The sequence below is a fragment of the Pseudomonas sp. SDO5215_S409 genome (genome assembly GCF_054071325.1).
Map to the genome: position 1 here is coordinate 1 of NZ_JBSVWN010000026.1, position 21,420 is coordinate 21,420.

Genomic DNA, 21,420 nt, shown 5'->3' on the forward strand with positions numbered 1-21,420 from the left:
ACAACAGGAGTCACAATCCTGTGCTCTACCAACTGAGCTACGCCCACCATATTGCATGGCAAAGAATCAAAAACCTTCCCTGCCTGACTCCAACCACACCGCTAAGTGTCGATGAAGCGTATTTGGTGCGGATGAAGAGACTCGAACTCTTACGCCTCGCGGCGCTGGAACCTAAATCCAGTGTGTCTACCAATTCCACCACATCCGCGGGTGAAGCTTTTAAAGCAAAGGCGCCAGACCGTTAAATCTGGCGCCTTTCGAAATATGGGGTGGACGATGGGGATCGAACCCACGACAACAGGAGTCACAATCCTGTGCTCTACCAACTGAGCTACGCCCACCATATTGCGCTACTTGTGCCAAAGCTGCCTAATGGCGCACCCGGCAGGACTCGAACCTGCGACCATCCGCTTAGAAGGCGGATGCTCTATCCAGCTGAGCTACGGGCGCTTTATTAATCTGTATTCTTTTACGACTACAAACTAAATGCTTTCCAGTCTCGCAAAACCTTGATTTCGCTGGACCTTCTTAACCAGTGCTAGGCTGTGCCCGACAAGTGCGACGAATAGTATAGAGGCACCCGAAGGTCGTCAAATCCTTTTTGAAAAAAATTCATTTAATTAAAGGGCTTAGGGAAATTTGCAGACCAAGCGCCTTTGCCCTTGCGCCTCGACATGCGAGAATGCGCGCTCTTTTTTCCCCCTCTCGATGGTTAATCACGCGTAATGACTGCACAACTTATCGACGGCAAATCGATCGCCGCCAGCCTGCGCCAGCAGATCGCCCAACGAGTCGCCGAGCGCCGCCAGCAAGGCCTGCGCACGCCAGGCCTCGCGGTGATCCTGGTCGGCAGCGATCCCGCCTCTCAGGTTTATGTCTCGCACAAGCGTAAAGACTGTGAAGAGGTCGGCTTTATCTCCAAGGCCTACGACTTGCCTTCCGATACCACCCAACAGGCCCTCACCGACCTGATCGACAGCCTCAACGACGATCCGAACATCGACGGCATCCTGTTGCAGCTGCCCCTGCCAGAGCACCTGGACGCCTCCAAGCTGTTGGAACGCATCCGCCCGGACAAAGACGTCGACGGCTTCCACCCTTATAACGTCGGTCGCCTGGCCCAGCGCATCCCGCTGCTGCGCCCTTGCACCCCCAAAGGCATCATGACCCTGCTCGAGAGCACCGGTGTCGACCTGTATGGCCTCGACGCCGTGGTTGTGGGCGCGTCCAACATCGTGGGCCGCCCCATGGCCATGGAGCTACTGCTGGCGGGCTGCACCGTGACCGTCACCCACCGCTTCACCAAGGATCTAGCGGGCCACGTGGGGCGTGCCGACCTGGTCGTGGTCGCCGCTGGCAAGCCAGGGCTGGTCAAGGGTGAGTGGATCAAAGAAGGCGCCATCGTCATCGACGTGGGCATCAACCGCCAGGACGACGGCAAACTGGTCGGCGACGTGGTGTACGAAACAGCCCTGCCCCGTGCAGGCTGGATCACCCCGGTCCCGGGCGGCGTAGGCCCGATGACACGCGCCTGCCTGCTGGAAAACACCCTGTACGCGGCAGAAACCCTGCACGCCTGATACACGCAAGCCCCATGCCCCGAGCCTCACCGGCCCGGGGCATTTTTTTTGTCGGCCGATCAACGCGGGTCGGCCCGCAGCGCCCGCACACCGCGCCCCAGGCGTTGGCGCAACAGCGTTCTAAGCGTCGCACCGTCGACGTACCCCACCTGCGCCGCAATGGCGTCGATGCTCAAGTCACTCCCCTGAATCAAAGACCGTGCGCGCTCCACGCGAATGTCCTGAAAATACGCCAACGGCGACTTGCCCAGCACCGCCTCGCAACGCCGCTGAAGGGTCCGCGGGCTGGTGGCCAGCGCACTGGCCGCCCCCTGCAACGAAAAACCGGCCTGCAGATGGTCACGCGCCCACTGCTCAAAACGCTGGATCAGCGGGTCTGCCTGTGCCAGGTGATTGGGGATGATGTACGGCGCCTGCGAGGAGCGAATATCAGCCAGCAAATAACGCGACACCAACGCCGCCAGTTCCGGGCTGCTGCGGCGTATCAACCACAACGCCAGATCCAGGTGCCCCATGGCCGCGCCTGCGGTCACCACCTGCCCGGACGCCACCAGCATCCGCGACTCATCGAGCGTCACCTTGGGGTAGCGCTCGCGAAACAGCGGCGCCAGCCACCAGGTGGTGGTTGCCTCGCGATGATCGAGTATCCCGCTTTGCGCAAGAATGAACGAGCCGATACACGCCGCGGCAATATGCACGCCCTCTGCATGCCAAGCCTGCAAGTGCCGCTTGGCGTCACGCACATCCGCGCGCTCCAGGGCCGGGACCAACTCGGCAGGCGTGCCCGCCGCTAACGCGGGAACCAGCACCCAATCGGGCTTCAACGCTGGCGTGATGGCCCGGACAGGAATCACCAGCCCCTGGCCCGACCGGACCTTCTTGCGCACCCCCACCACCAACACCTCGAAAGGCGGCTCGCCGCCCTTGAGCGACACCGAAAACTTGTTGGCCAGCGCCAGTGCATCCAGCGTAACGGTCAGTGCCGTGTCAAACAGCCCATCGAGGGCGAGCAACAAAACTTTCATGGCGTAAGTAACCCTAAAGATGTCGTTTACGACAATACCTCAAAGCTCGCCCAAGCCCTAGATTGATCGGCGTCACCTCAACCATCCACGACGCAGGAATCACGCATGAAAATCATGGCCATCGGCACCATTGCAGCCTTCTCCCCTGAACAAAAACAGAAGTACATGCCCACCGAAGTCCCCGCCACGTTGCAGCTGTACCTGGATGGCAAGATCGAACAGTTCTGGTTTCGCCAGGATGCCCCGGGGCCGGTGTTTCTTATGAATGCCGAGTCGATCGAACAGGCGACTGCCGAACTGGCGACGCTTCCGCTGGTGGCGGCGCAGATCATGTCCTTCCAACTGATTCCGGTCGGCCCGCTGTCGCCGCTGGGCTTGCTGATTCAAACCGCCTAATAACCCGTCGCACTGAAAAAGCCCTGCCTTATAGCAGGGCTTTTTATTGCCCACAGAAAAACCACTTTTTTCTTATTTTTTAAGGGCTTTCCTTTGTTTTCAGAAGAACATTCGACAGTTTCTGATCCATACTTCTAGAATGTAACGTTATTTAACAGAAACCCCGTTGCAGAACGGTATTTACCTACCTTTTTAGCGAGTTCATCCGCGTGAAAATTCGTCTTTCCCTCATCAGCCTATTTTTTGCATTTACAGGCACCCTCGCAAACGCTGGCGAATCCACCCTCGCCCCGCGAGACACTTCACAACTGCACATCGCTTCCGGCAGCGCCATGCTGGTCGACCTGCAAACCAACAAAATCATCTATGCCAGCAACCCGGACGTCATCGTGCCCATCGCCTCGGTGAGCAAACTGATGACCGGCCTGATCGTGCTGGAAGCCAAGCAGAACATGGATGAATACATCGACATCAACATCCAGGACACGCCAGAAATGAAAGGCGTGTTTTCCCGGGTGAAAATCGGCAGCCAGATGCCGCGCAAAGAGATGCTGCTGATCGCCCTGATGTCCTCGGAAAACCGCGCTGCTGCCAGCCTGGCCCACCACTACCCGGGCGGATATGCCGCCTTCATCGCCGCAATGAACGCCAAGGCCAAGGCGCTGGGGATGACCAGCACTCACTATGTGGAGCCCACCGGCCTGTCGATCCACAACGTCTCCACCGCCCGCGACCTGAGCAAACTGCTGGCCGCCGCGCGTAAATACCCGATGCTGAGCCAATTGAGCACCACCAAGGAAAAAACCGTATCGTTTCGCAAACCCAACTACACCCTGGGTTTCTCCAACACCGACCACCTGATCAACCGCGCCAACTGGGACATCAAGCTGACCAAGACCGGCTTTACCAACCAGGCGGGCCACTGCCTGGTGCTGGTGACCAGCATGGGTAATCGCCCGGTATCGCTGGTGATCCTCGATGCATTCGGCAAGTTCACGCACTTTGCCGATGCCGGGCGCATTCGCAACTGGGTCGAAACCGGCAAGAGCGGTTCGGTGCCGGACGTCGCATTGCGCTACAAGGCCGACAAGAACCTGAAGAACCGCCCACGGGCACACACTCCGGCGTCCGAAACGCACCTGTAATGCACCTGTCCCCATGAAAAACGGCGCCCTCGGCGCCGTTTTTTATTGCCCCACCCGCTCGGCCAACACCTTCAGCGCCTGCGCCGCCGCCTGCTCCTGGCCCGCCTGGGCCGTGGCATTCGCGGCCTGCTGCCAACGTGCAGCGTCCACATTGGCCGGTAACTGGCCGGGACGCTGGATCAGCACCGCCCAACGCCCCGCGCTTTTCCACGCCGACTCGAACGCACCGAAATCCATCAGCAACCGGCGCTGCTTGCCCGAACGCAGCAGCAGCGTGCTTTTCTGTTGGTTGTAACCCACCACCACGACATACCGGGGTCCCGACCAGAACGCCGAGCCTTCGGTAATGCGCGCCATTACCGGATACCCGGCGGCCACCTGGGCCAACAGCGCCGGCAACGGGTCGGGCATGGGGTACACCAGCAGCCCGTACTCGCGGGCAAGCACCTGCATGTTGCGCTCAAGGTCCGCCTCGGCGCCGGGCAGATGCAGCGGCTTATCGAGCAGGCCCGGTGTTATCCGGATACCTTGCTGCGACAACATGCTGGCCAAGGCAGAGGGGCCGCTCTGGTAGGTTTCCAAGGTATAGGCAGGCACGCCATTGAGCTCGACACGCTCAGGCACGCCCGGGATTTTCGAGGGTTTGCCGGCGCAGGCCGCAAGGCCCAGCACACAGGCCAGCAACAAGCAGGTCTTGACGTTTTTCCGTAACCGCAACTTTGTACTCTCTTGATCAACAGCCGGTTGGGGCCCTGATCATAGGGTGCTCTTGCGTGCGGGTATAGCCTTCAGGCGCAGTAAAACAGCGCTGATAGAGCAAACGAGTTGGACACACACGACCATTGGTCAATAGCACACAACCGGCTGCTGACTAGACTGTCCATTGTGAACATAGCGTGTGCCCGGTACGGGCGAAAGGAGGCACTCATGGGCCTGACGACAACGATTCTGGTACTGGTTTTCAGCTGGCTGGCCGTCGCCGCCGCGATGTTATGGGGCGTGTTGCGCATCACCCGCAGGCATCATCACCCGCAGGCAAAGGCCGCGCCCCACACCCCCGTCAAGCCGGTTGCCCGTCACGCGTAGCGGGTCAGCCTGGCATGCAGTTGAAGTCCTGGGTCGCGGCCACTTCTTTGCCGTGACCGTCTTCGAGCCGGGCACGAATGTTATTGCCCAGGCTGGACTCCACCAAGGTGTAATGCTCACCGGCCTTGAAGTTGTCGTACTTGATACGCCCCTGGCAATCCTGCTGGTTTTCGTCCCCGGCCTCTTCCTCAAACAGGGTCACGTCCAGGCTGTGGGCACCCGGCTTCACCTCAAAAAACCGGCCGTCATCCACACGCTTGCCGTCCACTCGTTCGGCCAACAAATCGTTGGGCGCTTCTTCGCGCAGGCCAATCCACGCTTCGCTCGGGTCCGGCTGTGGCAGGGGGCCGGCACAGGCTGACAACAGCAAAACCGCACTCAAGGCCGGGATCAACAACAAGGGTTTGAGAGACATGGCAGCACTCCAGAAGGAAAACGTTGAACGGGAAACCTTGCCCGTTCGATCGGTATCCAGCTTGGTACGCCCCCTCTTTGTGAACAAATGAATACATATGAAACGATCTTCAACGATTGCCTAAATTTCCCTTCACCTCGCTGAAAGGTACGTGTTAGGTGGGTCGGGCAAGACTGCCGGGGTTTGCAATCCCACTCCTTTGGAGGTTACGGCATGCTCGGGCTGGTAAAGACCGCACTGCTCAAGCCCTACACGTTTATCGTGCTGGCGATTTTCATCTGCATCATCGGGCCGCTCGCGGCCCTGCGTACGCCCACCGACGTATTTCCCGATATCGGCATCCCCGTGGTGGCCGTGGTCTGGCAGTACAACGGCCTGTCACCGGACGCCATGGCGGGCCGGGTGATCTACACCTACGAACGCTCCCTGAGCACCACCGTCAACGACATCGAACACATCGAGTCCCAGTCGTTGCCGGGTATCGGCGTGGTGAAGATCTTCTTCCAGCCGGGCGTAGACATCCGCACCGCCAACGCCCAGGTAACAGCGGTGTCACAAACCGTCCTCAAGCAGATGCCACCGGGTATCACGCCGCCGCTGATCCTCAACTACATCGCCTCCACCGTGCCGATCCTGCAAATGGCGTTCTCCAGCCCCAGCCTCTCCGAAGCCAAGATTCGTGACCTGGTGCAGAACAACATCCGCCTGCCGTTGAGCGCCCTGCCCGGCCTGGCCATGCCCACGCCCATGGGCGGCAAGCAACGCCAGATCACCCTCGACCTCGACCCCCAGGCCCTGGCCGCCAAGGGCTTGTCGGCGCAAGACGTCGGCGAGGCCCTGGCCTTGCAGAACCAGATCATCCCCGTGGGCACCGCCAAACTGGGGCCCAACGAATACACGATCCTGCTCAACAACAGCCCCAAGGCCATCGACGAGCTCAACGACCTGCCCATCAAGACCGTCGACGGTGCGCTGATCACCATCGGCCAGGTGGCCCACGTGCGTGACGGCTCGCCGCCACAGACCAACATCGTGCGCGTGGACGGCCACCGCGCCGTGCTGATGCCGGCCCTTAAAAACGGCAGCATCTCCACCCTGTCGATCATCGACGGCATCCGCAACATGCTGCCGCTGGTGAACGAAACCCTGCCGCCGTCACTCAAGACTTCGCTGCTGGGCGACGCCTCGGTGTTCGTGAAGGAATCGGTGGGCAGCGTGGCCCGTGAAGGCATCATCGCCGCGCTGCTGACCAGCGCGATGATCCTGCTGTTCCTCGGCAGCTGGCGCTCGACCCTGATCATCGCCGCGTCGATTCCGCTGGCCGTCCTCTCCGCAATCGCGCTGTTGGCCGCCACCAGGCAAACCCTCAACGTCATGACCCTGGGCGGGCTGGCGTTGGCGGTGGGGATCCTGGTGGACGACGCCACCGTGACCATCGAAAACATCAACTGGCACCTGGAACAAGGCAAGGCGGTCAACACCGCGATCCTCGACGGCGCCAAGCAAATCGTCGGCCCGGCGTTCGTGTCCTTGCTGTGTATCTGCATCGTGTTCGTGCCGATGTTCATGCTGCAAGGCATCGCCGGTTACCTGTTCCGGCCGATGGCGCTGGCGGTCATCTTCGCCATGGTCAGCTCGTTCATCCTCTCGCGCACCCTGGTGCCGACGCTGGCCATGTTCCTGCTCAAGCCCCACATACCCGAGCAAGGCGCGGGGCATCACCCCGAAGATGCCTTTATCAACCACCACGAAGGCGAGCAACACACCCCGCAGCGCAATGCCTTTTTGCGCGCGGTGCTGGGCTTCCAGCAGGGTTTCGAGCGCCGCTTTTCCAACGTTCGCGACACCTACCACGGCCTGTTGATCCTGGCACTGGGCGCGCGCAAGCGCTTTATCGTGGGCTTTCTGGGTTGCATCCTGCTTTCGTTCCTGTTGCTGCCAAGCCTGGGCCAGGACTTCTTCCCGGCCACCGACGCAGGCGCCCTCGCCCTGCACGTGCGCCTGCCCCTGGGCACCCGTATCGAGGAAAGCGCCGCAGCCTTTGACCGGATTGAAGCACGCATTCGCGAAATCATCCCGGCCGATCAACTGGACACCATCGTCGACAACATCGGCATTCCGCTCAGCGGCATCGACATGGCCTACAGCAGCAGCGGCACCATCGGCCCGCAGGACGGCGACATTCAAGTCACCCTCAAACCCGAGCACGCCCCCACCGCCGACTACGTGAAAACACTGCGCGAAGCCTTGCCTCAAAGCTTCCCCGGCAGCCACTTTGCGTTCCTGCCTGCCGACATCAGCAGCCAGATCCTCAACTTCGGTGCCCCGGCCCCGCTGGACGTGAAAATCTCCGGGCGCAACGACGCCGAAAACCGCGCCTACGCCATCGAACTGGAGCGGCGCCTGCAGCACATTCCGGGGATCGCCGACCTGCGTATCCAGCAGTCCACCGGCTACCCGTCGCTGCAAGTCGATGTGAACCGCATGCGCGCCAACGGCCTGGGTATCACCGAGAAAGACGTGACCACCAGCATGGTTGCCTCGCTCGCTGGCAGCTCCCAAGTGGCGCCCACGTTCTGGCTCAACCCGGCCAACGGCGTGTCGTACTCCATCGTCGCGGCCACCCCGCAATACCGCCTCGACAGCCTGCCCAGCCTGGAAGCCTTGCCGGTGACCGGTGCCAACGGGCAGTCGCAGATCCTCGGCGGCGTGGCCACCATCTCCCGCGTGCAAAGCCCGGCGGTGGTGACCCACTACAACATCGAACCCACCCTTGATTTGTACGCCAACGTGCAAGGCCGCGACCTCGGCGGCGTGGCCCGCGACGTGCAAAAGGTGTTGAACAACACCGCGTCCATGCGCCCCAAAGGCTCGGTGATCAGCCTGCATGGGCAGATCGACGCGCTGCATGAAGCGTTCAGCGGCCTGAGCTTTGGCCTGCTTGGCGCCGTGGTGCTGATCTACCTGCTGATCGTGGTCAACTTCCAGTCCTGGACCGACCCGTTCGTGATCATCACGGCGTTGCCAGCGGCACTGGCAGGCATCGTGTGGATGCTGTTCCTGAGCGGCACCTCGCTGTCGGTGCCGGCGCTGACCGGGGCCATCTTGTGCATGGGCGTGGCCACGGCCAACTCGATTTTGGTGGTGAGTTTCTGCCGCGAGCGCCTGGACGAACACGGCGATGCCCTCAAAGCCGCACTCGAAGCGGGCTACACCCGTTTTCGCCCCGTGTGCATGACCGCCCTGGCGATGATCATCGGCATGTTGCCGCTGGCCCTGTCCCAGGAGCAGAACGCGCCGCTGGGCCGCGCAGTCATCGGCGGGCTGATCCTCGCCACCACCGCTACGTTGCTGTTTGTTCCCGTGGTCTTCAGCCTGGTCCACGGCCGTCATCCTACCCGTGCTGTTGCAGGAGCTACCCCACATGTCGTCTGATCACAACCCCTCGCGCAAGCGTCTGATGCTCATGGGTGTGGGTGGGCTTACCCTGGCCGCCCTGCTGGTCGCCAACGGCCTGCACGCCCGCACCACCCATGAAGAGTCGGTCACCGCCTGGACCGAAGCGGCCGCCATCCCGCAAGTGATGGTGTTCCAACCCAAGCAGAACGTGACCGGCGACACCCTGCGCCTGCCCGCGCACCTGGACGCCTGGAGCAAGGCGCCGATCCACGCCCGGGTCAGCGGCTACCTCAAGGACTGGAAAGTCGACATCGGCACGCAGGTCAAGGCCGGGCAAGTCCTCGCCGAGATCGACAGCCCCGACCTCGACCAGCAAGTGGCCCAGGCCCACGCACGGCTCGTGCAAGAGCAAGCCAACGCGCGCCTGGCGGCCACCACCGCCACGCGCTGGCAAAATCTGCTGGCCAGCCATTCGGTATCGCGCCAGGAGGCCGACGAAAAAACCTCCAACGCCGCCGCCGCCAAAGCCACCGTGCTGGCCGCCGCCGCCGACTACGCGCGGCTGTCGGCGCTGGAAGACTACAAGACCCTGCGCGCCCCGTTCTCCGGCACCATCACGGCGCGCAACACCGACATTGGCCAGTTGATCAAGGCCGACACCGACAGTGACCCGGAACTGTTCAACATCGCCGACACCCACCAACTGCGCCTGTACGTGCCGATCCCGCAAAACTACGCGGCCGTGATTCACCCAGGGCTCGAAGCGCAGCTGACCGTGCCCGAACACCCGGGCGAGCACTTCAAGGCCCGGCTGATCGGCGACTCCACCGCCATCGACCGCCGCTCCGGCACCTTGCTGGCCCAGTTCGTCGCCGACAACCCCGACGGCAAACTGCTGCCCGGCGACTACGCCGAAGCCAGCCTGCCCATCCCCGCCGACACCCATGGGGTAAGCATCCCGGCGAGCGCGCTAATCTTCCGTGCCCAGGGCACCCAAGTGGCGGTGGTGGACGCAGATCACCACGTGCACCTGCAAGCCATCCACATCGGCCTGGACCTGGGCGAACGCCTGGTGATCGACCAGGGCCTCAAACCGGCCGACCAGGTCATCGACAACCCGCCAGACGCCCTGCGCGAAGGCGACACCGTACAACTGGCCCAGGCCGGAGGTGCCAATGCGCCCAAGGCTTAACCCCATCGCCGCGCTGATGCTGCTGGCCTTGCAGGGGTGCTCGTTGGCCCCCACCTACCAACCGCCCGTCGTCGACCTGCCCGCGCACTACCGCGAACAGACCAGCGATGGCCCGTGGCACAGCGCGCAGCCCAGCGATCAGTTGGCGCCGCAGTGGTGGTTGCTCTACCACGACGCCCACCTCAACGACCTGCAAACGCAGCTGCTCGCCGCCAACCCGGACCTTGCCGCCGCCCTGGCGCACTTCGATGCGGCGCAAGCGTACGCCGGCCAGTTGCACGCAGGCCTGTTCCCGCAAATCACCGCCAGTGGGCAAACGTTACGCCAGCGTCAATCCGACGACCGGCCCCTGCGCGGCAGCGAACAACCAGCGGTGTACAACAGCAATTCGGCGGCGTTCTCGCTGAGCTTCGATGCAGACCTGTGGGGCAAAATCCGCAACCAGGTGGCGGCCGGGGATGCCCAGGCCCAAGCGTCTGGCGATGACCTGGCCGTGGCGCGGCTGAGCCTGCAACACCAGTTGGCAAGCCTGTATGTGCAACTGAACGGGCTGGACGCGCAAAGCCGAATCCTGAGCAGTTCACTGGACGATTTCACCCAAGCCCTGCAACTGACCCGCAGCCGTTACCAGGGCCAGATCGCCTCCGAGCTGGACCTGACCCGCGCGCAAAACCAACTGGCCGAAGCCCAGGCGCAACTCGATGAAGTCCGCGCCCAGCGCAACCTCACCGAGCACGCGATTGGCGAACTGGTGGGCATCCCGGCGGGCAACTTCCAACTGCCGCCGAGCCCGCAACTGATCGCGCTGCCGGGCGTTCCAGACGCCCTGCCGAGCCAACTGCTGCAACGGCGGCCCGACATCGCCGCCGCCGAGCGCCGGGTGTTTGCCGCCAACGCGAACATCGGCGTGGCCAAGGCGGCGTGGTATCCCGACTTCAGCCTGACCGGCTTTTTGGGCGGGCAGACACAAGGGGTGGGCAACCTGTTTTCGGCGGGCAACCGCTACTGGGCGCTGGGGCCGCTGGTCAACTTGCCGATCTTTGACGGCGGGCGCCTGAGCGCCAACGAACGCCAGGCCAAGGCCGAGTTTGAGGAAGCTTCGGCGCAATACCGCAGCCACGTATTGCGTGCGATCCGCGAGGTGGAAGACAACCTGGGCCAACTGCGCGACTTGCAGCAAGAAGCCACCGACGAGCAAGCCGCCGCCGATGCAGCGCAGCATACGCAAACCCTGGCGATGAACAGCTACCAGGCAGGCGCCGTCAGCTACCTGGACGTCGTCACCGCCCAGACCGCCGCGCTGCAAGCCCAACGCACGTTGCAAGCCGTGCAGACGCGCCAGTTGCAAGCCAGCGTCGGCCTGATCACCGCCCTGGGCGGCGGCTGGAAACCGGGCGCCTGAAAAGCCGCTATCAGGCCTCAGGCGTGCCCGCAAGGGCCGCCGAGGCCGCCAGCATCGCGCGCAGTAACACCGCGCACCCGGCCGCCAAGTCATCCGGCGCGGCGTTTTCGATTTCGTTGTGGCTGATGCCCCCTTCACACGGCACAAAAATCATCCCCGCCGGGCCCAGTTCGGCGACGAAGATTGCGTCGTGCCCTGCCCCGCTGACGATGTCCATGTTCGACAGGCCCAGGCCGTTGGCCGCGTCTCGCACGGCCGCCACACACCCTGGGTCAAAATACAGCGGCGGGAAATCCGCGGTGGGTTGCAGGTCAAAGCTCAGGCCGTGTGTCTGGCAGGTGTCCTCGATCACCTGGCGCACCTGGCTGATCATCGCGTCCAACCGCGCAGGCTCCAGGTGACGAAAATCCAGGGTCATGCGCACCTCGCCCGGGATGACATTGCGTGAGCCCGGATACGCCTGCAAACACCCGACCGTGCCGCACGCATGCGGCTGATGGCTAAGCGCTGCGGCGTTGACCGCCGCCACTATCGCCGCGGCGCCCACCAGCGCGTCCTTGCGCAAATGCATGGGGGTAGGCCCGGCGTGGGCCTCCACGCCGCGCAGTGTCAGGTCAAACCACTTTTGCCCGAGCGCGCCCAGCACCACGCCGATGGTTTTTTGCTGGTCCTCAAGAATCGGCCCTTGCTCGATGTGCGCCTCGAAATACGCCCCCACGCGGTGCCCGCTGACCGGCCGCGAACCCGCATAGCCGATGGCATTCAACGCCTGCCCCACGGTCACGCCCTGGGCGTCCACCTTGGCCAGCGTCTCGGCCAAGGTGAATTTCTCGGCAAACACCCCCGAGCCCATCATGCACGGCGGAAATCGCGAGCCCTCCTCGTTGGTCCACACCACCACTTCAAGTGGTGCGTCGGTTTCTAGCTTGAGGTCGTTCAAGGTGCGCAACACCTCCACACCCGCGAGCACGCCAAAACAGCCATCGAACTTGCCGCCGGTGGGCTGGGTGTCGATGTGGCTGCCGGTCATCACCGGGGGCAATGCGGGGTTGCGCCCGGGGCGGCGCGCGAAGAGGTTGCCGATGCCATCGACAGTCACGGTGCAACCGGCCTCCTCGCACCACTGCACAAACAGGTCGCGGGCCTGGCGATCGAGGTCGGTCAGGGCCAGGCGGCACACGCCGCCCTTGGGCGTGGCGCCGAGCCGGGCCAGGTCCATGAGGGACTGCCACAAGCGGTCACGGTTGATAGGCCGGTCGGTGGATTGCAGAACGTCGAAGGCCGCGTTCATGGGGTTCTCCTCAGGCTGTTTTTTGTTAGGGGTCAGCACGGTCAAACGGTGCACTCAAGGGTGCCGGGCGGGTGCGCAACCGGGTGCTCAGCGCGTAATACAACACCCCGCCCAAGGCCGAGCCGGTGAACCAGCCGTAGCTGTAGAACCAGTTGAAGGCGCTGCTGCCCAATGACAAAAGCGTCAGCACCACCGGCACGGCGAAGGCGATGAAGCCGTGCCAGTTCCACGCCGGGTACGTGTCGTCGCGGTACAGGCCGGCCAGGTCCAGTTGCTGTCTACGGGTGATGAAATAGTCCACCACCATGATCCCCGCGATAGGCCCCAAGAGGCTCGAATAGCCCAGCAACCAGTTGGAGTAGACGGTTTCCAGGCTCACGTCCGAGACAATCAACCCAAGCTTTTTCAGCAACTCGTGCCCCATCAACAACAGCCCCACCAACCCGGTCAGGATAACCGCCGTGGTGCGGTTGATCAGCTTGGGCGCGATGTTCTGAAAGTCGTTGGTGGGCGAGACGATGTTCGCCGCCGTGTTGGTGGACAAGGTCGCCACGATGATCAGCGCCATCGCCACCGCGACCCACACTGGGCTCTGGATATGCCCGATCAGGCTGACCGGATCGGACACGCTGACGCCCACCAGTTTCACCGACGCGGCGGTCATGATCACGCCCAGGGCGGCGAACAGAAACATGGTCAGCGGCAGGCCGAAAATCTGCCCCAGGATCTGGTCTTTCTGGCTCTTGGCATACCGGCTGAAATCCGGAATATTCAGCGACAAGGTGGCCCAGAACCCCACCATCGCCGTCAGCCCCGCCATGAAGTAACCGCCCAGGCCCGCCCCTTCGGGCCGCTTGGGCGCAATGGCCATGAGTTCACTGAGGGACACGTTCGGCATCGCCCACACCAACAGGCCAATGCCCACCGCCACCAACAGCGGCGCCGACAGGGTTTCCAGGCGCTTGATCGACTCCGCACCGCGCAACACCACCCACAGGTTCAGCGTCCAGAAAAGCATGAAACCGATGACTTCGCCGGTGCCGCCAAGGGACTTCCACCCCTCGAAAATCGACCCCAGAAACAAGTGGATCGCCAGCCCGCCAAACATCGTCTGAATGCCAAACCAGCCACACGCCACCAACGCCCGGATCAGGCACGGCACGTTGGAGCCGATGATGCCGAACGAGGAACGCAGCAACACCGGAAACGGGATGCCGTATTTGGTGCCAGGAAACGCATTGAGGGTCAGCGGGATCAACACCACGATGTTCGCCAGCAAAATCGCGATCAACGCCTCGCCCACCGACAAGCCGAAGTAAGCGGTCAACACCCCGCCCAAGGTGTACGTGGGCACACAGATCGACATCCCCACCCACAACGCGGTGATGTGCCATTTGTTCCAGGTGCGCTCATGCACCCGGGTGGGCGCCATGTCGTGGTTGTATCGGGGGCTGTCGAGGACGTCATCACCGGCGTCGAGTTCGTACAGCCCGTTGCGCTCAATGACTTGCGATCTGTTCTGTTGCATGGCCGCTCCACGGTTTTTCGAATTATTTTTGCGCATCCCGGCAGGAGCCGGGACGGCCGGAGTACCTCATCGACAACATGACATCAGGCTCCGACCAGCCGCCACTGCACTCAAAAACCATGCCGTCACAACGCGCCGGGCCTTTACCGCTTTATAACGTGCTGATGTTGATCAGCTTTGTTGCAACACCCGAGTGCAGCTCTGGTACTTGCCGCGTGAGTCAGGCCAACTAACGCGTCGGTTATCCGAAGGTTGAGGAGTCACTCTGGTGCATCACCATTATTTTTATTTTCTGCCCTCGTCAAGCGGCATATCTCAAGCATCTGATTTGCAATAAGAAATGTTGACCATGCAGCCAACCTGTCAAGTGCGTCAAAACAGTGAACGGCTGCCACATTTTGGTGATTATTATATTTTATCGTTTAAAAACAACGACTTATTTAAAATATAAGTCTATTAAAAATACGCTTGCTCATTCTAAAAACTCAGGCTAGTTTTTATTCCTGTCACCGATGACAAGAATAAATCTGTGGTCGGCCACGCCGCACTACAACACTTAGAACTGGCACCAGCCGGTCAAGCCCCTGAGGAATTCGACATGTCGCTGTTGATCCGTGGCGCCACCGTTATTACCCATGATGAAACTTACCGCGCCGATGTGTTGTGCGCCGACGGCCTGATCCGCGCCATTGGCACGAACCTGGATATTCCCGCTGGCACCGAAGTACTCGACGGCAGCGGCCAATACCTGATGCCGGGCGGCATCGACCCCCACACCCACATGCAATTGCCGTTCATGGGCACCGTGGCCAGCGAAGATTTTTTCAGCGGCACGGCCGCCGGGTTGGCGGGTGGCACCACCTCGATCATTGATTTTGTGATTCCCAACCCGCAGCAATCGCTGCTCGAAGCCTTTCACCAATGGCGTGGCTGGGCGCAGAAATCGGCGTGCGACTACGGCTTTCACGTCGCCGTCACCTGGTGGAGCGAGCAGGTTCGCGAAGAAATGGGCGAACTGGTCAAGCACCATGGCATCAACAGCTTCAAGCACTTCATGGCCTACAAGAACGCGATCATGGCCGCCGACGACACCCTGGTCGGCAGTTTCGAGCGCTGCCTGGAGCTGGGCGCCGTGCCCACCGTGCACGCAGAAAACGGCGAGCTGGTGTTTCACCTGCAGCGCAAACTGCTCGCCCAGGGCATCACCGGGCCCGAAGCGCACCCGTTGTCGCGCCCCTCCCAGGTCGAAGGCGAAGCCGCCAGCCGGGCCATCCGAATTGCCGAAACCCTTGGCACCCCGCTCTACCTCGTGCACGTGTCCACCCGTGAAGCCCTCGACGAAATCACCTACGCCCGGGCCAAGGGCCAGGCCGTGTACGGCGAAGTGCTCGCCGGGCACTTGCTGCTCGACGACAGCGTGTACCAACACCCCGACTGGAACACCGCCGCCGGTTACGTGATGAGCCCGCCCTTTCGCCCACGCGGGCACCAGGAGGCGCTGTGGCACGGCCTGCAATCGGGCAACCTGCACACCACCGCCACCGACCACTGCTGTTTTTGCGCCGACCAAAAAGCCGCCGGGCGCGACGACTTCAGCAAGATCCCCAACGGCACCGCCGGTATCGAAGACCGCATGGCCGTGTTGTGGGATGAGGGGGTCAATACCGGGCGGCTGTCGATGCAAGCGTTCGTCGCCCTCACCTCCACCAATACCGCGAAGATCTTCAACCTGTACCCGCGCAAAGGCGCGATCCGTGTAGGCGCCGATGCAGACCTGGTGCTGTGGGACCCGCAAGGCACCCGCACGATTTCGGCCAAGACCCACCATCAACAGGTCGACTTCAACATCTTTGAAGGCAAGACCGTGCGCGGCGTGCCCAGCCACACCATCAGCCAGGGCAAGCTGGTCTGGGCCGACGGTGATTTGCGCGCCGAGCGCGGCGCGGGCCGCTATGTGGAGCGGCCCGCGTACCCCGCCATCTATGAGCAGTTGAGCAAGCGGGCCGAGCAGTCCAGGCCCGTGGCCGTGAAACGCTGAGACAGGCCTGCGCCCACCACAGCGGGAGCGGGCGTGCCCGCGATAAGGCCGGTGCAGGCAATACACCAACGCCCACCAGAGGCGCTACCTCAATAACCGTGAGGCCACCACCGTGATCCAGACCCTGACCCACCTTCCTCATCCCCCTGAGGATGCCGCCACACTCGCCCGCCATTTCACCGACCTGGCGCCGCCGCTCAATGTCCGCCAGGCGCAGCTTGAAGCGTCACGCTGCCTGTATTGCTTTGATGCGCCGTGCGTCAACGCCTGCCCCAGCGACATCGACATCCCGTCGTTCATCCGCAAACTCCACACCGACAACGTCCAGGGCGCCGCGCACACGATCCTCTCGGCCAACATCCTGGGCGGCAGTTGTGCACGGGTCTGCCCCACCGAAATCCTTTGCCAGCAAGCCTGCGTGCGCAACAACAGCGAGGAATGCGCCCCGGTACTCATCGGCCTGTTGCAGCGCTACGCGGTGGACAACGCGCACTTTGGCGAACACCCGTTCAAACGCGCCGCCGCCACCGGCAAGCGCATTGCCGTGGTCGGCGCCGGGCCTGCGGGGTTGGCGTGCGCCCACCGCAGCGCCTTGCACGGGCATGACGTGGTGATCTTCGAAGCGCAGGACAAAGCCGGCGGCCTGAACGAATACGGGATCGCCAAATACAAGCTGGTGGATGACTTCGCCCAGCGAGAACTGGACTTTCTGTTGCAGATCGGCGGCATCGAAATTCGCCACGGCCAGCGCCTGGGCCACCACCTGACGCTGAGCCAGTTGCACACGCAATTTGACGCCGTGTTCCTGGGCCTTGGCCTGGCCGCCAGCAAGCAACTGGGCCTGCCCGACGAGGATGCCCCCGGCCTGCTCGCCGCCACCGATTACATCCGCGAACTGCGCCAGGCCGACGACCTCAGCCAACTGCCGCTGGCCGACCGCTGCATCGTGATCGGCGCGGGCAACACCGCCATCGACATGGCCGTGCAAATGGCCCGCCTCGGCGCCCGTGACGTCAACCTGGTGTACCGCCGCGGCCTCGCAGACATGGGCGCCACCGGCCACGAGCAGGACATCGCCAAGGCCAACCAGGTCCGCCTGCTGACCTGGGCCCAGCCCGAGACGGTGCTGTTGGACGACCAGGGCCAGGTGCGCGGCATGCGCTTTGCTCGCACGCACAGCGTGGACGGTCGCCTGCAGGCCACCGGCGAAACCTTCGAGCTGCCCGCCGATGCCATCTTCAAGGCCATCGGCCAGGGCTTTGACCAACAGGCCCTGCACGACCCACTGGCCAGGGAACTCAAGCGCCAGGGCGAGCGCATTCTGGTGGACGCGCAATTGCGCACCAGCCTTCCCCGCGTGTACGCGGGCGGCGACTGCGTCAGTCTCGGCCAGGACCTCACCGTGCAAGCGGTGCAACACGGCAAGCTGGCCGCCGAAGCCATGCACGCCCAACTCATGCTCGACGTGGAGGCTGCGTAATGGCCGATCTCTCGATTGTCTTCGCCGGTATCAAGGCCCCCAATCCGTTCTGGCTGGCCTCCGCGCCACCCACCGACAAGGCCTACAACGTGGTCCGCGCCTTTGAAGCCGGTTGGGGCGGCGTGGTGTGGAAAACCCTGGGGCAAGACCCGGCGGCGGTGAATGTGTCGTCGCGCTACTCGGCGCATTACGGCGCCAACCGGGAAGTGCTGGGCATCAATAACATCGAACTGATCACCGACCGTTCGCTGGCCATCAACCTGCAAGAAATCACCCAGGTGAAAAAGGACTGGCCCGACCGCGCCCTCATCGTGTCCTTGATGGTGCCGTGCGACGAAGCGGCCTGGAAACACATCCTGCCGCTGGTGGAGGCCACTGGTTGCGACGGCATCGAGCTGAATTTCGGCTGCCCCCACGGCATGCCCGAACGCGGCATGGGCGCGGCGGTGGGCCAGGTGCCCGAGTACGTGGAAAGGATCACGCGCTGGTGCAAGACCTATTGCGCGCTGCCGGTGATCGTCAAGCTCACGCCCAATATCACCGACATCCGCACCTCGGCCCGCGCCGCCTACCGGGGCGGGGCGGATGCGGTGTCGCTGATCAACACCATCAACTCCATCACCAGCATCGACCTGGAACGCATGGTCGCCCTGCCGGTGGTCGGCACCCAGAGCACCCACGGCGGCTACTGCGGCTCGGCGGTAAAACCGATTGCCCTGAACATGGTGGCCGAAATCGCCCGCGACCCCGAAACGCGCGGCTTGCCGATCTGCGGGATCGGCGGCATCGGCACGTGGCGCGACGCGGCGGAGTTCGTCGCCCTGGGCTGCGGCGCGGTGCAGGTATGCACGGCGGCGATGCTGCACGGGTTTCGGATTGTCGAGGAAATGAAAGATGGCCTGTCGCGGTGGATGGACAGCCAGGGCTACCACAGCCTGCAGGATTTTTCCGGCAAGGCGGTGGGCAACACCACGGACTGGAAGTACCTGGACATCAACTATCAGGTGATCGCCAAGATCGACCAGGCCGCGTGCATCGGCTGCGGGCGCTGCCATATCGCCTGTGAAGACACCTCGCACCAGGCCATCGCCAACCACACGCTGGCGGACGGCACCCACCAATACGAGGTCATTGATGACGAATGTGTGGGCTGCAACCTGTGCCAGATCACCTGCCCGGTGGCAGATTGCATCGAGATGGTGGCGGTGGACACGGGCAAGCCGTTCCTGAACTGGACACAGGACCCGCGCAACCCGTACCGCGAGGCTGTGTGATCGGGTACACCGGGGACGCAGCCCGTCCCCGGCGACACTCAGGGCTCCAGCCCGATCCCGCGCAAGATCACCCCGGTGACGGTCTGCACCGCCCGTTCAAACTGCATGTCCGACAACGGCTGGTGCCCGTTCAGAATGTTTATCTGGTGATCAAAGTCCGCATAGTGCTGGGTCGAGGCCCAGATCATATAGAGCAGGCTCGACGGCTCCACCGGCAGGATGCGGGCGTCTTCCACCCACTGGCGAATTTTCGCTTCCTTCATCTTGGCCCAGTCGCACAGGCTCACGTCCAGTACCTCACCCAAGGTGGGCGCGCCGTGGATGATTTCGTTGGCCCAGACCTTGGAGCCATGCGGCCGGCTGCGCGAGCGCTGCATCTTGGCGCGGATGTAGCTGCTGAGTACCACGCGCGGGTCGTCGAACATCTCGAAGCACAGCGCGTCTTGTTTCCACACCTCCAGCAGGTCGAACAGCACCGCGCTGTACAGCTCGTTTTTGGTGGTGAAGTAGTAATGCAGATTGGACCGTGGCAGCCCAGCCTCTTCGGCAATGTCCGCCATGGCGGTGCTGCCGAAACCCTTCTCGGCGAAGATCTTTTCCGCCGCCTGCAGGATTTTTTCGACGTTGGCGCGACGAATACCGATCTTGTGATTGCCCATGAAGCCTCCCTGTCAGCAACGTGAGTTGCAGACTACCACTGGCTCTAGAACGCGGCGACACGCCACGATGAAACTTCTTACAACAGCCTTTCCCGTCGAAATCGGATTGGTTAGCATCGCCCTCCCGGCCCATTAACCCGGGCGGGCCGCTCGCTGGACGCCGAAGGCAAGCCCTTCCTCTGGTTGCACAGGGCTTTACCGACTCCCTCACCTGAAGGTATTGAACAATGTTGATCAAGAAAACCCTGACCACCGTGGCGCTGCTGGCCTCCCTGCTCGGTGCCTCGGCGGCCTTTGCCCACGCCCACCTGCAAAGCGCCACCCCTGCCGCCGACAGCACCGTCGCAGCGCCTGCCGACCTGCGCCTGACCTTTACCGAAGGGGTAGAAACCACCTTCACCAAGGTATCGCTGAGCAAGGATGGCACCGAAGTGGCCATCAAAGGCCTGGAAACCCCGGACGCCGACAAAAAGATACTGGTCGTGACCCCCGCCGCGCCGCTGGCCGCCGGTACGTATAAGGTGGTGTGGAACGCCGTCTCGGTCGACACCCACAAGAGCAACGGCGAGTACAGCTTCAAGGTCGGTCAATAACCCATGGCCACCCTGCTGGTCGCGTGCCGCTTTGTGCACTTCATCACGGTGCTGTTGATGTTTGGCGCCCGGGTGTTTCGGCCCTGGTTGCTGGGCAACACACCTCAGCCGGTACTCGACCTGCCGCTCCAACGCGTGACACAGGGGCTGGCCTGGCTGGCGCTGGTGTCGGGGGTGGCCTGGCTGATGCTGATCAGCGCCAGCATGGCGGACACCGGGCTTTTCGAGCTGCAACTGCCCACCGTGCAACTGGTGCTGGGCAAAACCTTCTTTGGGCAGGTCTGGACCTGGCACCTGCTGCTGAACGCCCTGCTGGTGGTGCTGTTGATGACGCCCTGGCAGGCTCTGCGCCTGCCGTTGATCACCCTGCTGCTGGCCACGCTGGCGCCGGTGGGGCATGGCGCCATGCTCAATGGCTTGAGCGGGCAATTGCTGATCCTCAATCAAGCGGTGCACCTGGTGTGCGTGGGCGCCTGGTTGGGCGGGTTGTTGTTGCTGGCGCTGATCCTGTGCCAACCGGGCCGGTTCGCGCTGGAACCGGTGTTGCGACGCTTCAGCGGCGCCGGGTACGTGCTGGTGGCCGGCTTGCTGGTGACCGGCTTGATCAACGTGCGCGTCCTCACCGGGCAACTGTGGCCCACCCCGCTGTTCAGCGGGTTTGCGCTGATTTTGCTGATCAAGGTGCTGCTGGTGTTCGGCATGTTGGCACTGGCCCTGTTGAACCGGTTGCGCATCGCCAACTGTGAGCAGCGACACGGGGCATTGAAGGCCAGTGTGATTGCTGAATGGTTACTAGGTGTTTCAGCGGTAGCGGCGGTTTCCCTGCTGGGCACCCTGCCGCCGATGGTCATGGCGACGTAGGTTTTTAGCGGGCATTGCCAGAATCAGCGCCGCTCTGCCCGCGATTCAGACACGTC

The 21,420-nt window shown here is 62.7% G+C and carries 18 protein-coding genes and 3 tRNA genes; 12 read left to right on the forward strand and 9 right to left on the reverse strand.

Going from position 1 to position 21,420, the window contains the following annotated elements:
• Positions 1-123: 123 nt before the first annotated feature.
• The 3 genes from ACW9H9_RS14990 to ACW9H9_RS15000 all read right to left on the reverse strand — a co-directional run bounded on the left by ACW9H9_RS14990 (position 124) and on the right by ACW9H9_RS15000 (position 450).
• A tRNA-Leu gene (locus ACW9H9_RS14990) sits at positions 124-208 on the reverse strand.
• 57 nt (positions 209-265) lie between these two features.
• Positions 266-341 (reverse strand) — tRNA-His (locus ACW9H9_RS14995).
• Between the two features lie 32 nt (positions 342-373).
• Positions 374-450: transfer RNA gene (locus ACW9H9_RS15000), tRNA-Arg, on the reverse strand.
• A gap of 275 nt (positions 451-725) precedes the next feature.
• On the opposite strand from ACW9H9_RS15000, the gene folD reads away from it, so the two are divergent.
• The gene (gene folD, locus ACW9H9_RS15005) at positions 726-1,580 is read left to right on the forward strand and encodes a bifunctional methylenetetrahydrofolate dehydrogenase/methenyltetrahydrofolate cyclohydrolase FolD (RefSeq protein WP_457344060.1); all 855 of its coding nucleotides are present in this window, start codon (positions 726-728) and stop codon (positions 1,578-1,580) included.
• A 59-nt stretch (positions 1,581-1,639) separates the two neighbouring features.
• On the opposite strand, the gene ACW9H9_RS15010 is transcribed toward folD, so the two are convergent.
• The gene (locus ACW9H9_RS15010; protein WP_457344059.1) at positions 1,640-2,605 is read right to left on the reverse strand and encodes a GlxA family transcriptional regulator; all 966 of its coding nucleotides are present in this window, start codon (positions 2,603-2,605) and stop codon (positions 1,640-1,642) included.
• 105 nt (positions 2,606-2,710) lie between these two features.
• Here ACW9H9_RS15010 and ACW9H9_RS15015 point away from each other — a divergent pair, with 105 nt between their 5' ends.
• On the forward strand, positions 2,711-3,001 hold the full coding sequence (locus ACW9H9_RS15015) for a hypothetical protein (RefSeq protein ID WP_457344058.1): 291 nt from the start codon (positions 2,711-2,713) through the stop codon (positions 2,999-3,001).
• 209 nt (positions 3,002-3,210) lie between these two features.
• Positions 3,211-4,146: a D-alanyl-D-alanine endopeptidase gene (pbpG, locus tag ACW9H9_RS15020; RefSeq protein WP_457344057.1), complete on the forward strand. Its 936-nt coding sequence runs from the start codon at positions 3,211-3,213 to the stop codon at positions 4,144-4,146.
• Between the two features lie 42 nt (positions 4,147-4,188).
• Here pbpG and ACW9H9_RS15025 read toward each other — a convergent pair whose 3' ends face one another.
• Complete coding sequence (locus ACW9H9_RS15025) at positions 4,189-4,863, reverse strand: peptidase C39 family protein (RefSeq protein ID WP_457344056.1); 675 nt, start codon at positions 4,861-4,863, stop codon at positions 4,189-4,191.
• Between the two features lie 210 nt (positions 4,864-5,073).
• Here ACW9H9_RS15025 and ACW9H9_RS15030 point away from each other — a divergent pair, with 210 nt between their 5' ends.
• Complete coding sequence (locus ACW9H9_RS15030) at positions 5,074-5,232, forward strand: hypothetical protein (RefSeq protein ID WP_457344055.1); 159 nt, start codon at positions 5,074-5,076, stop codon at positions 5,230-5,232.
• 4 nt (positions 5,233-5,236) lie between these two features.
• Here ACW9H9_RS15030 and ACW9H9_RS15035 read toward each other — a convergent pair whose 3' ends face one another.
• Complete coding sequence (locus ACW9H9_RS15035) at positions 5,237-5,647, reverse strand: PA0061/PA0062 family lipoprotein (protein ID WP_457344054.1); 411 nt, start codon at positions 5,645-5,647, stop codon at positions 5,237-5,239.
• Between the two features lie 213 nt (positions 5,648-5,860).
• Here ACW9H9_RS15035 and ACW9H9_RS15040 point away from each other — a divergent pair, with 213 nt between their 5' ends.
• From ACW9H9_RS15040 to ACW9H9_RS15050, 3 genes are read left to right on the forward strand one after another with little or no spacing between them, the layout of a single operon-like run.
• Complete coding sequence (locus ACW9H9_RS15040; protein WP_457344053.1) at positions 5,861-9,082, forward strand: efflux RND transporter permease subunit; 3,222 nt, start codon at positions 5,861-5,863, stop codon at positions 9,080-9,082.
• Positions 9,072-10,238 (forward strand): efflux RND transporter periplasmic adaptor subunit, encoded by a 1,167-nt coding sequence (locus ACW9H9_RS15045; protein ID WP_457344052.1) that lies wholly within the window; start codon positions 9,072-9,074, stop codon positions 10,236-10,238. The genes ACW9H9_RS15040 and ACW9H9_RS15045 overlap by 11 nt, the downstream gene beginning before the upstream one ends.
• Positions 10,222-11,640, forward strand: coding sequence for an efflux transporter outer membrane subunit (locus tag ACW9H9_RS15050; RefSeq protein WP_457344051.1), 1,419 nt, complete (start codon positions 10,222-10,224; stop codon positions 11,638-11,640). Before ACW9H9_RS15045 ends, ACW9H9_RS15050 begins: the two co-directional genes overlap by 17 nt.
• A gap of 10 nt (positions 11,641-11,650) precedes the next feature.
• On the opposite strand, the gene ACW9H9_RS15055 is transcribed toward ACW9H9_RS15050, so the two are convergent.
• Entirely contained in the window at positions 11,651-12,931 is a 1,281-nt protein-coding gene (locus tag ACW9H9_RS15055) for a Zn-dependent hydrolase (protein ID WP_457344050.1), read from the reverse strand.
• A gap of 25 nt (positions 12,932-12,956) precedes the next feature.
• A complete protein-coding gene (locus ACW9H9_RS15060; RefSeq protein WP_457344049.1) occupies positions 12,957-14,459 on the reverse strand; it encodes an NCS1 family nucleobase:cation symporter-1 in 1,503 nt (500 codons plus the stop codon).
• Between the two features lie 598 nt (positions 14,460-15,057).
• Here ACW9H9_RS15060 and hydA point away from each other — a divergent pair.
• The 3 genes from hydA (at position 15,058) to preA (ending at position 19,251) form a co-directional block, all read left to right on the forward strand.
• A complete protein-coding gene (gene hydA, locus ACW9H9_RS15065) occupies positions 15,058-16,497 on the forward strand; it encodes a dihydropyrimidinase (RefSeq protein WP_457344048.1) in 1,440 nt (479 codons plus the stop codon).
• 112 nt (positions 16,498-16,609) lie between these two features.
• A complete protein-coding gene (locus ACW9H9_RS15070) occupies positions 16,610-17,977 on the forward strand; it encodes an NAD(P)-dependent oxidoreductase (protein WP_457344047.1) in 1,368 nt (455 codons plus the stop codon).
• On the forward strand, positions 17,977-19,251 hold the full coding sequence (preA, locus tag ACW9H9_RS15075) for an NAD-dependent dihydropyrimidine dehydrogenase subunit PreA (protein ID WP_457344046.1): 1,275 nt from the start codon (positions 17,977-17,979) through the stop codon (positions 19,249-19,251). Before ACW9H9_RS15070 ends, preA begins: the two co-directional genes overlap by 1 nt.
• Before the next feature lie 38 nt (positions 19,252-19,289).
• Here preA and ACW9H9_RS15080 read toward each other — a convergent pair whose 3' ends face one another.
• Positions 19,290-19,910 (reverse strand): TetR/AcrR family transcriptional regulator, encoded by a 621-nt coding sequence (locus ACW9H9_RS15080; protein ID WP_457344045.1) that lies wholly within the window; start codon positions 19,908-19,910, stop codon positions 19,290-19,292.
• A gap of 227 nt (positions 19,911-20,137) precedes the next feature.
• Between ACW9H9_RS15080 and copC the strand changes: the two genes are divergently transcribed.
• Both copC and copD read left to right on the forward strand, forming a co-directional pair.
• The gene (gene copC, locus ACW9H9_RS15085; protein WP_457344044.1) at positions 20,138-20,503 is read left to right on the forward strand and encodes a copper homeostasis periplasmic binding protein CopC; all 366 of its coding nucleotides are present in this window, start codon (positions 20,138-20,140) and stop codon (positions 20,501-20,503) included.
• A gap of 3 nt (positions 20,504-20,506) precedes the next feature.
• The gene (gene copD, locus ACW9H9_RS15090) at positions 20,507-21,364 is read left to right on the forward strand and encodes a copper homeostasis membrane protein CopD (protein ID WP_457344042.1); all 858 of its coding nucleotides are present in this window, start codon (positions 20,507-20,509) and stop codon (positions 21,362-21,364) included.
• The last annotated feature ends 56 nt before the right edge of the window (positions 21,365-21,420 follow it).

Bases quoted from the DNA above. Each gene is read 5' to 3' on its own strand.
- folD (WP_457344060.1), top strand. From the start codon at position 726: ATGACTGCACAACTTATCGACGGCAAATCGATCGCCGCCAGCCTGCGC.
- copD (WP_457344042.1), top strand. From the start codon at position 20,507: ATGGCCACCCTGCTGGTCGCGTGCCGCTTTGTGCACTTCATCACGGTG.
- ACW9H9_RS15030 (WP_457344055.1), top strand. From the start codon at position 5,074: ATGGGCCTGACGACAACGATTCTGGTACTGGTTTTCAGCTGGCTGGCC.
- ACW9H9_RS15010 (WP_457344059.1), bottom strand. From the start codon at position 2,605: ATGAAAGTTTTGTTGCTCGCCCTCGATGGGCTGTTTGACACGGCACTG.
- ACW9H9_RS15080 (WP_457344045.1), bottom strand. From the start codon at position 19,910: ATGGGCAATCACAAGATCGGTATTCGTCGCGCCAACGTCGAAAAAATC.
- ACW9H9_RS15060 (WP_457344049.1), bottom strand. From the start codon at position 14,459: ATGCAACAGAACAGATCGCAAGTCATTGAGCGCAACGGGCTGTACGAA.
- hydA (WP_457344048.1), top strand. From the start codon at position 15,058: ATGTCGCTGTTGATCCGTGGCGCCACCGTTATTACCCATGATGAAACT.
- ACW9H9_RS15045 (WP_457344052.1), top strand. From the start codon at position 9,072: ATGTCGTCTGATCACAACCCCTCGCGCAAGCGTCTGATGCTCATGGGT.
- ACW9H9_RS15040 (WP_457344053.1), top strand. From the start codon at position 5,861: ATGCTCGGGCTGGTAAAGACCGCACTGCTCAAGCCCTACACGTTTATC.
- ACW9H9_RS15055 (WP_457344050.1), bottom strand. From the start codon at position 12,931: ATGAACGCGGCCTTCGACGTTCTGCAATCCACCGACCGGCCTATCAAC.
- preA (WP_457344046.1), top strand. From the start codon at position 17,977: ATGGCCGATCTCTCGATTGTCTTCGCCGGTATCAAGGCCCCCAATCCG.
- ACW9H9_RS15015 (WP_457344058.1), top strand. From the start codon at position 2,711: ATGAAAATCATGGCCATCGGCACCATTGCAGCCTTCTCCCCTGAACAA.
- ACW9H9_RS15050 (WP_457344051.1), top strand. From the start codon at position 10,222: ATGCGCCCAAGGCTTAACCCCATCGCCGCGCTGATGCTGCTGGCCTTG.
- copC (WP_457344044.1), top strand. From the start codon at position 20,138: ATGTTGATCAAGAAAACCCTGACCACCGTGGCGCTGCTGGCCTCCCTG.
- ACW9H9_RS15035 (WP_457344054.1), bottom strand. From the start codon at position 5,647: ATGTCTCTCAAACCCTTGTTGTTGATCCCGGCCTTGAGTGCGGTTTTG.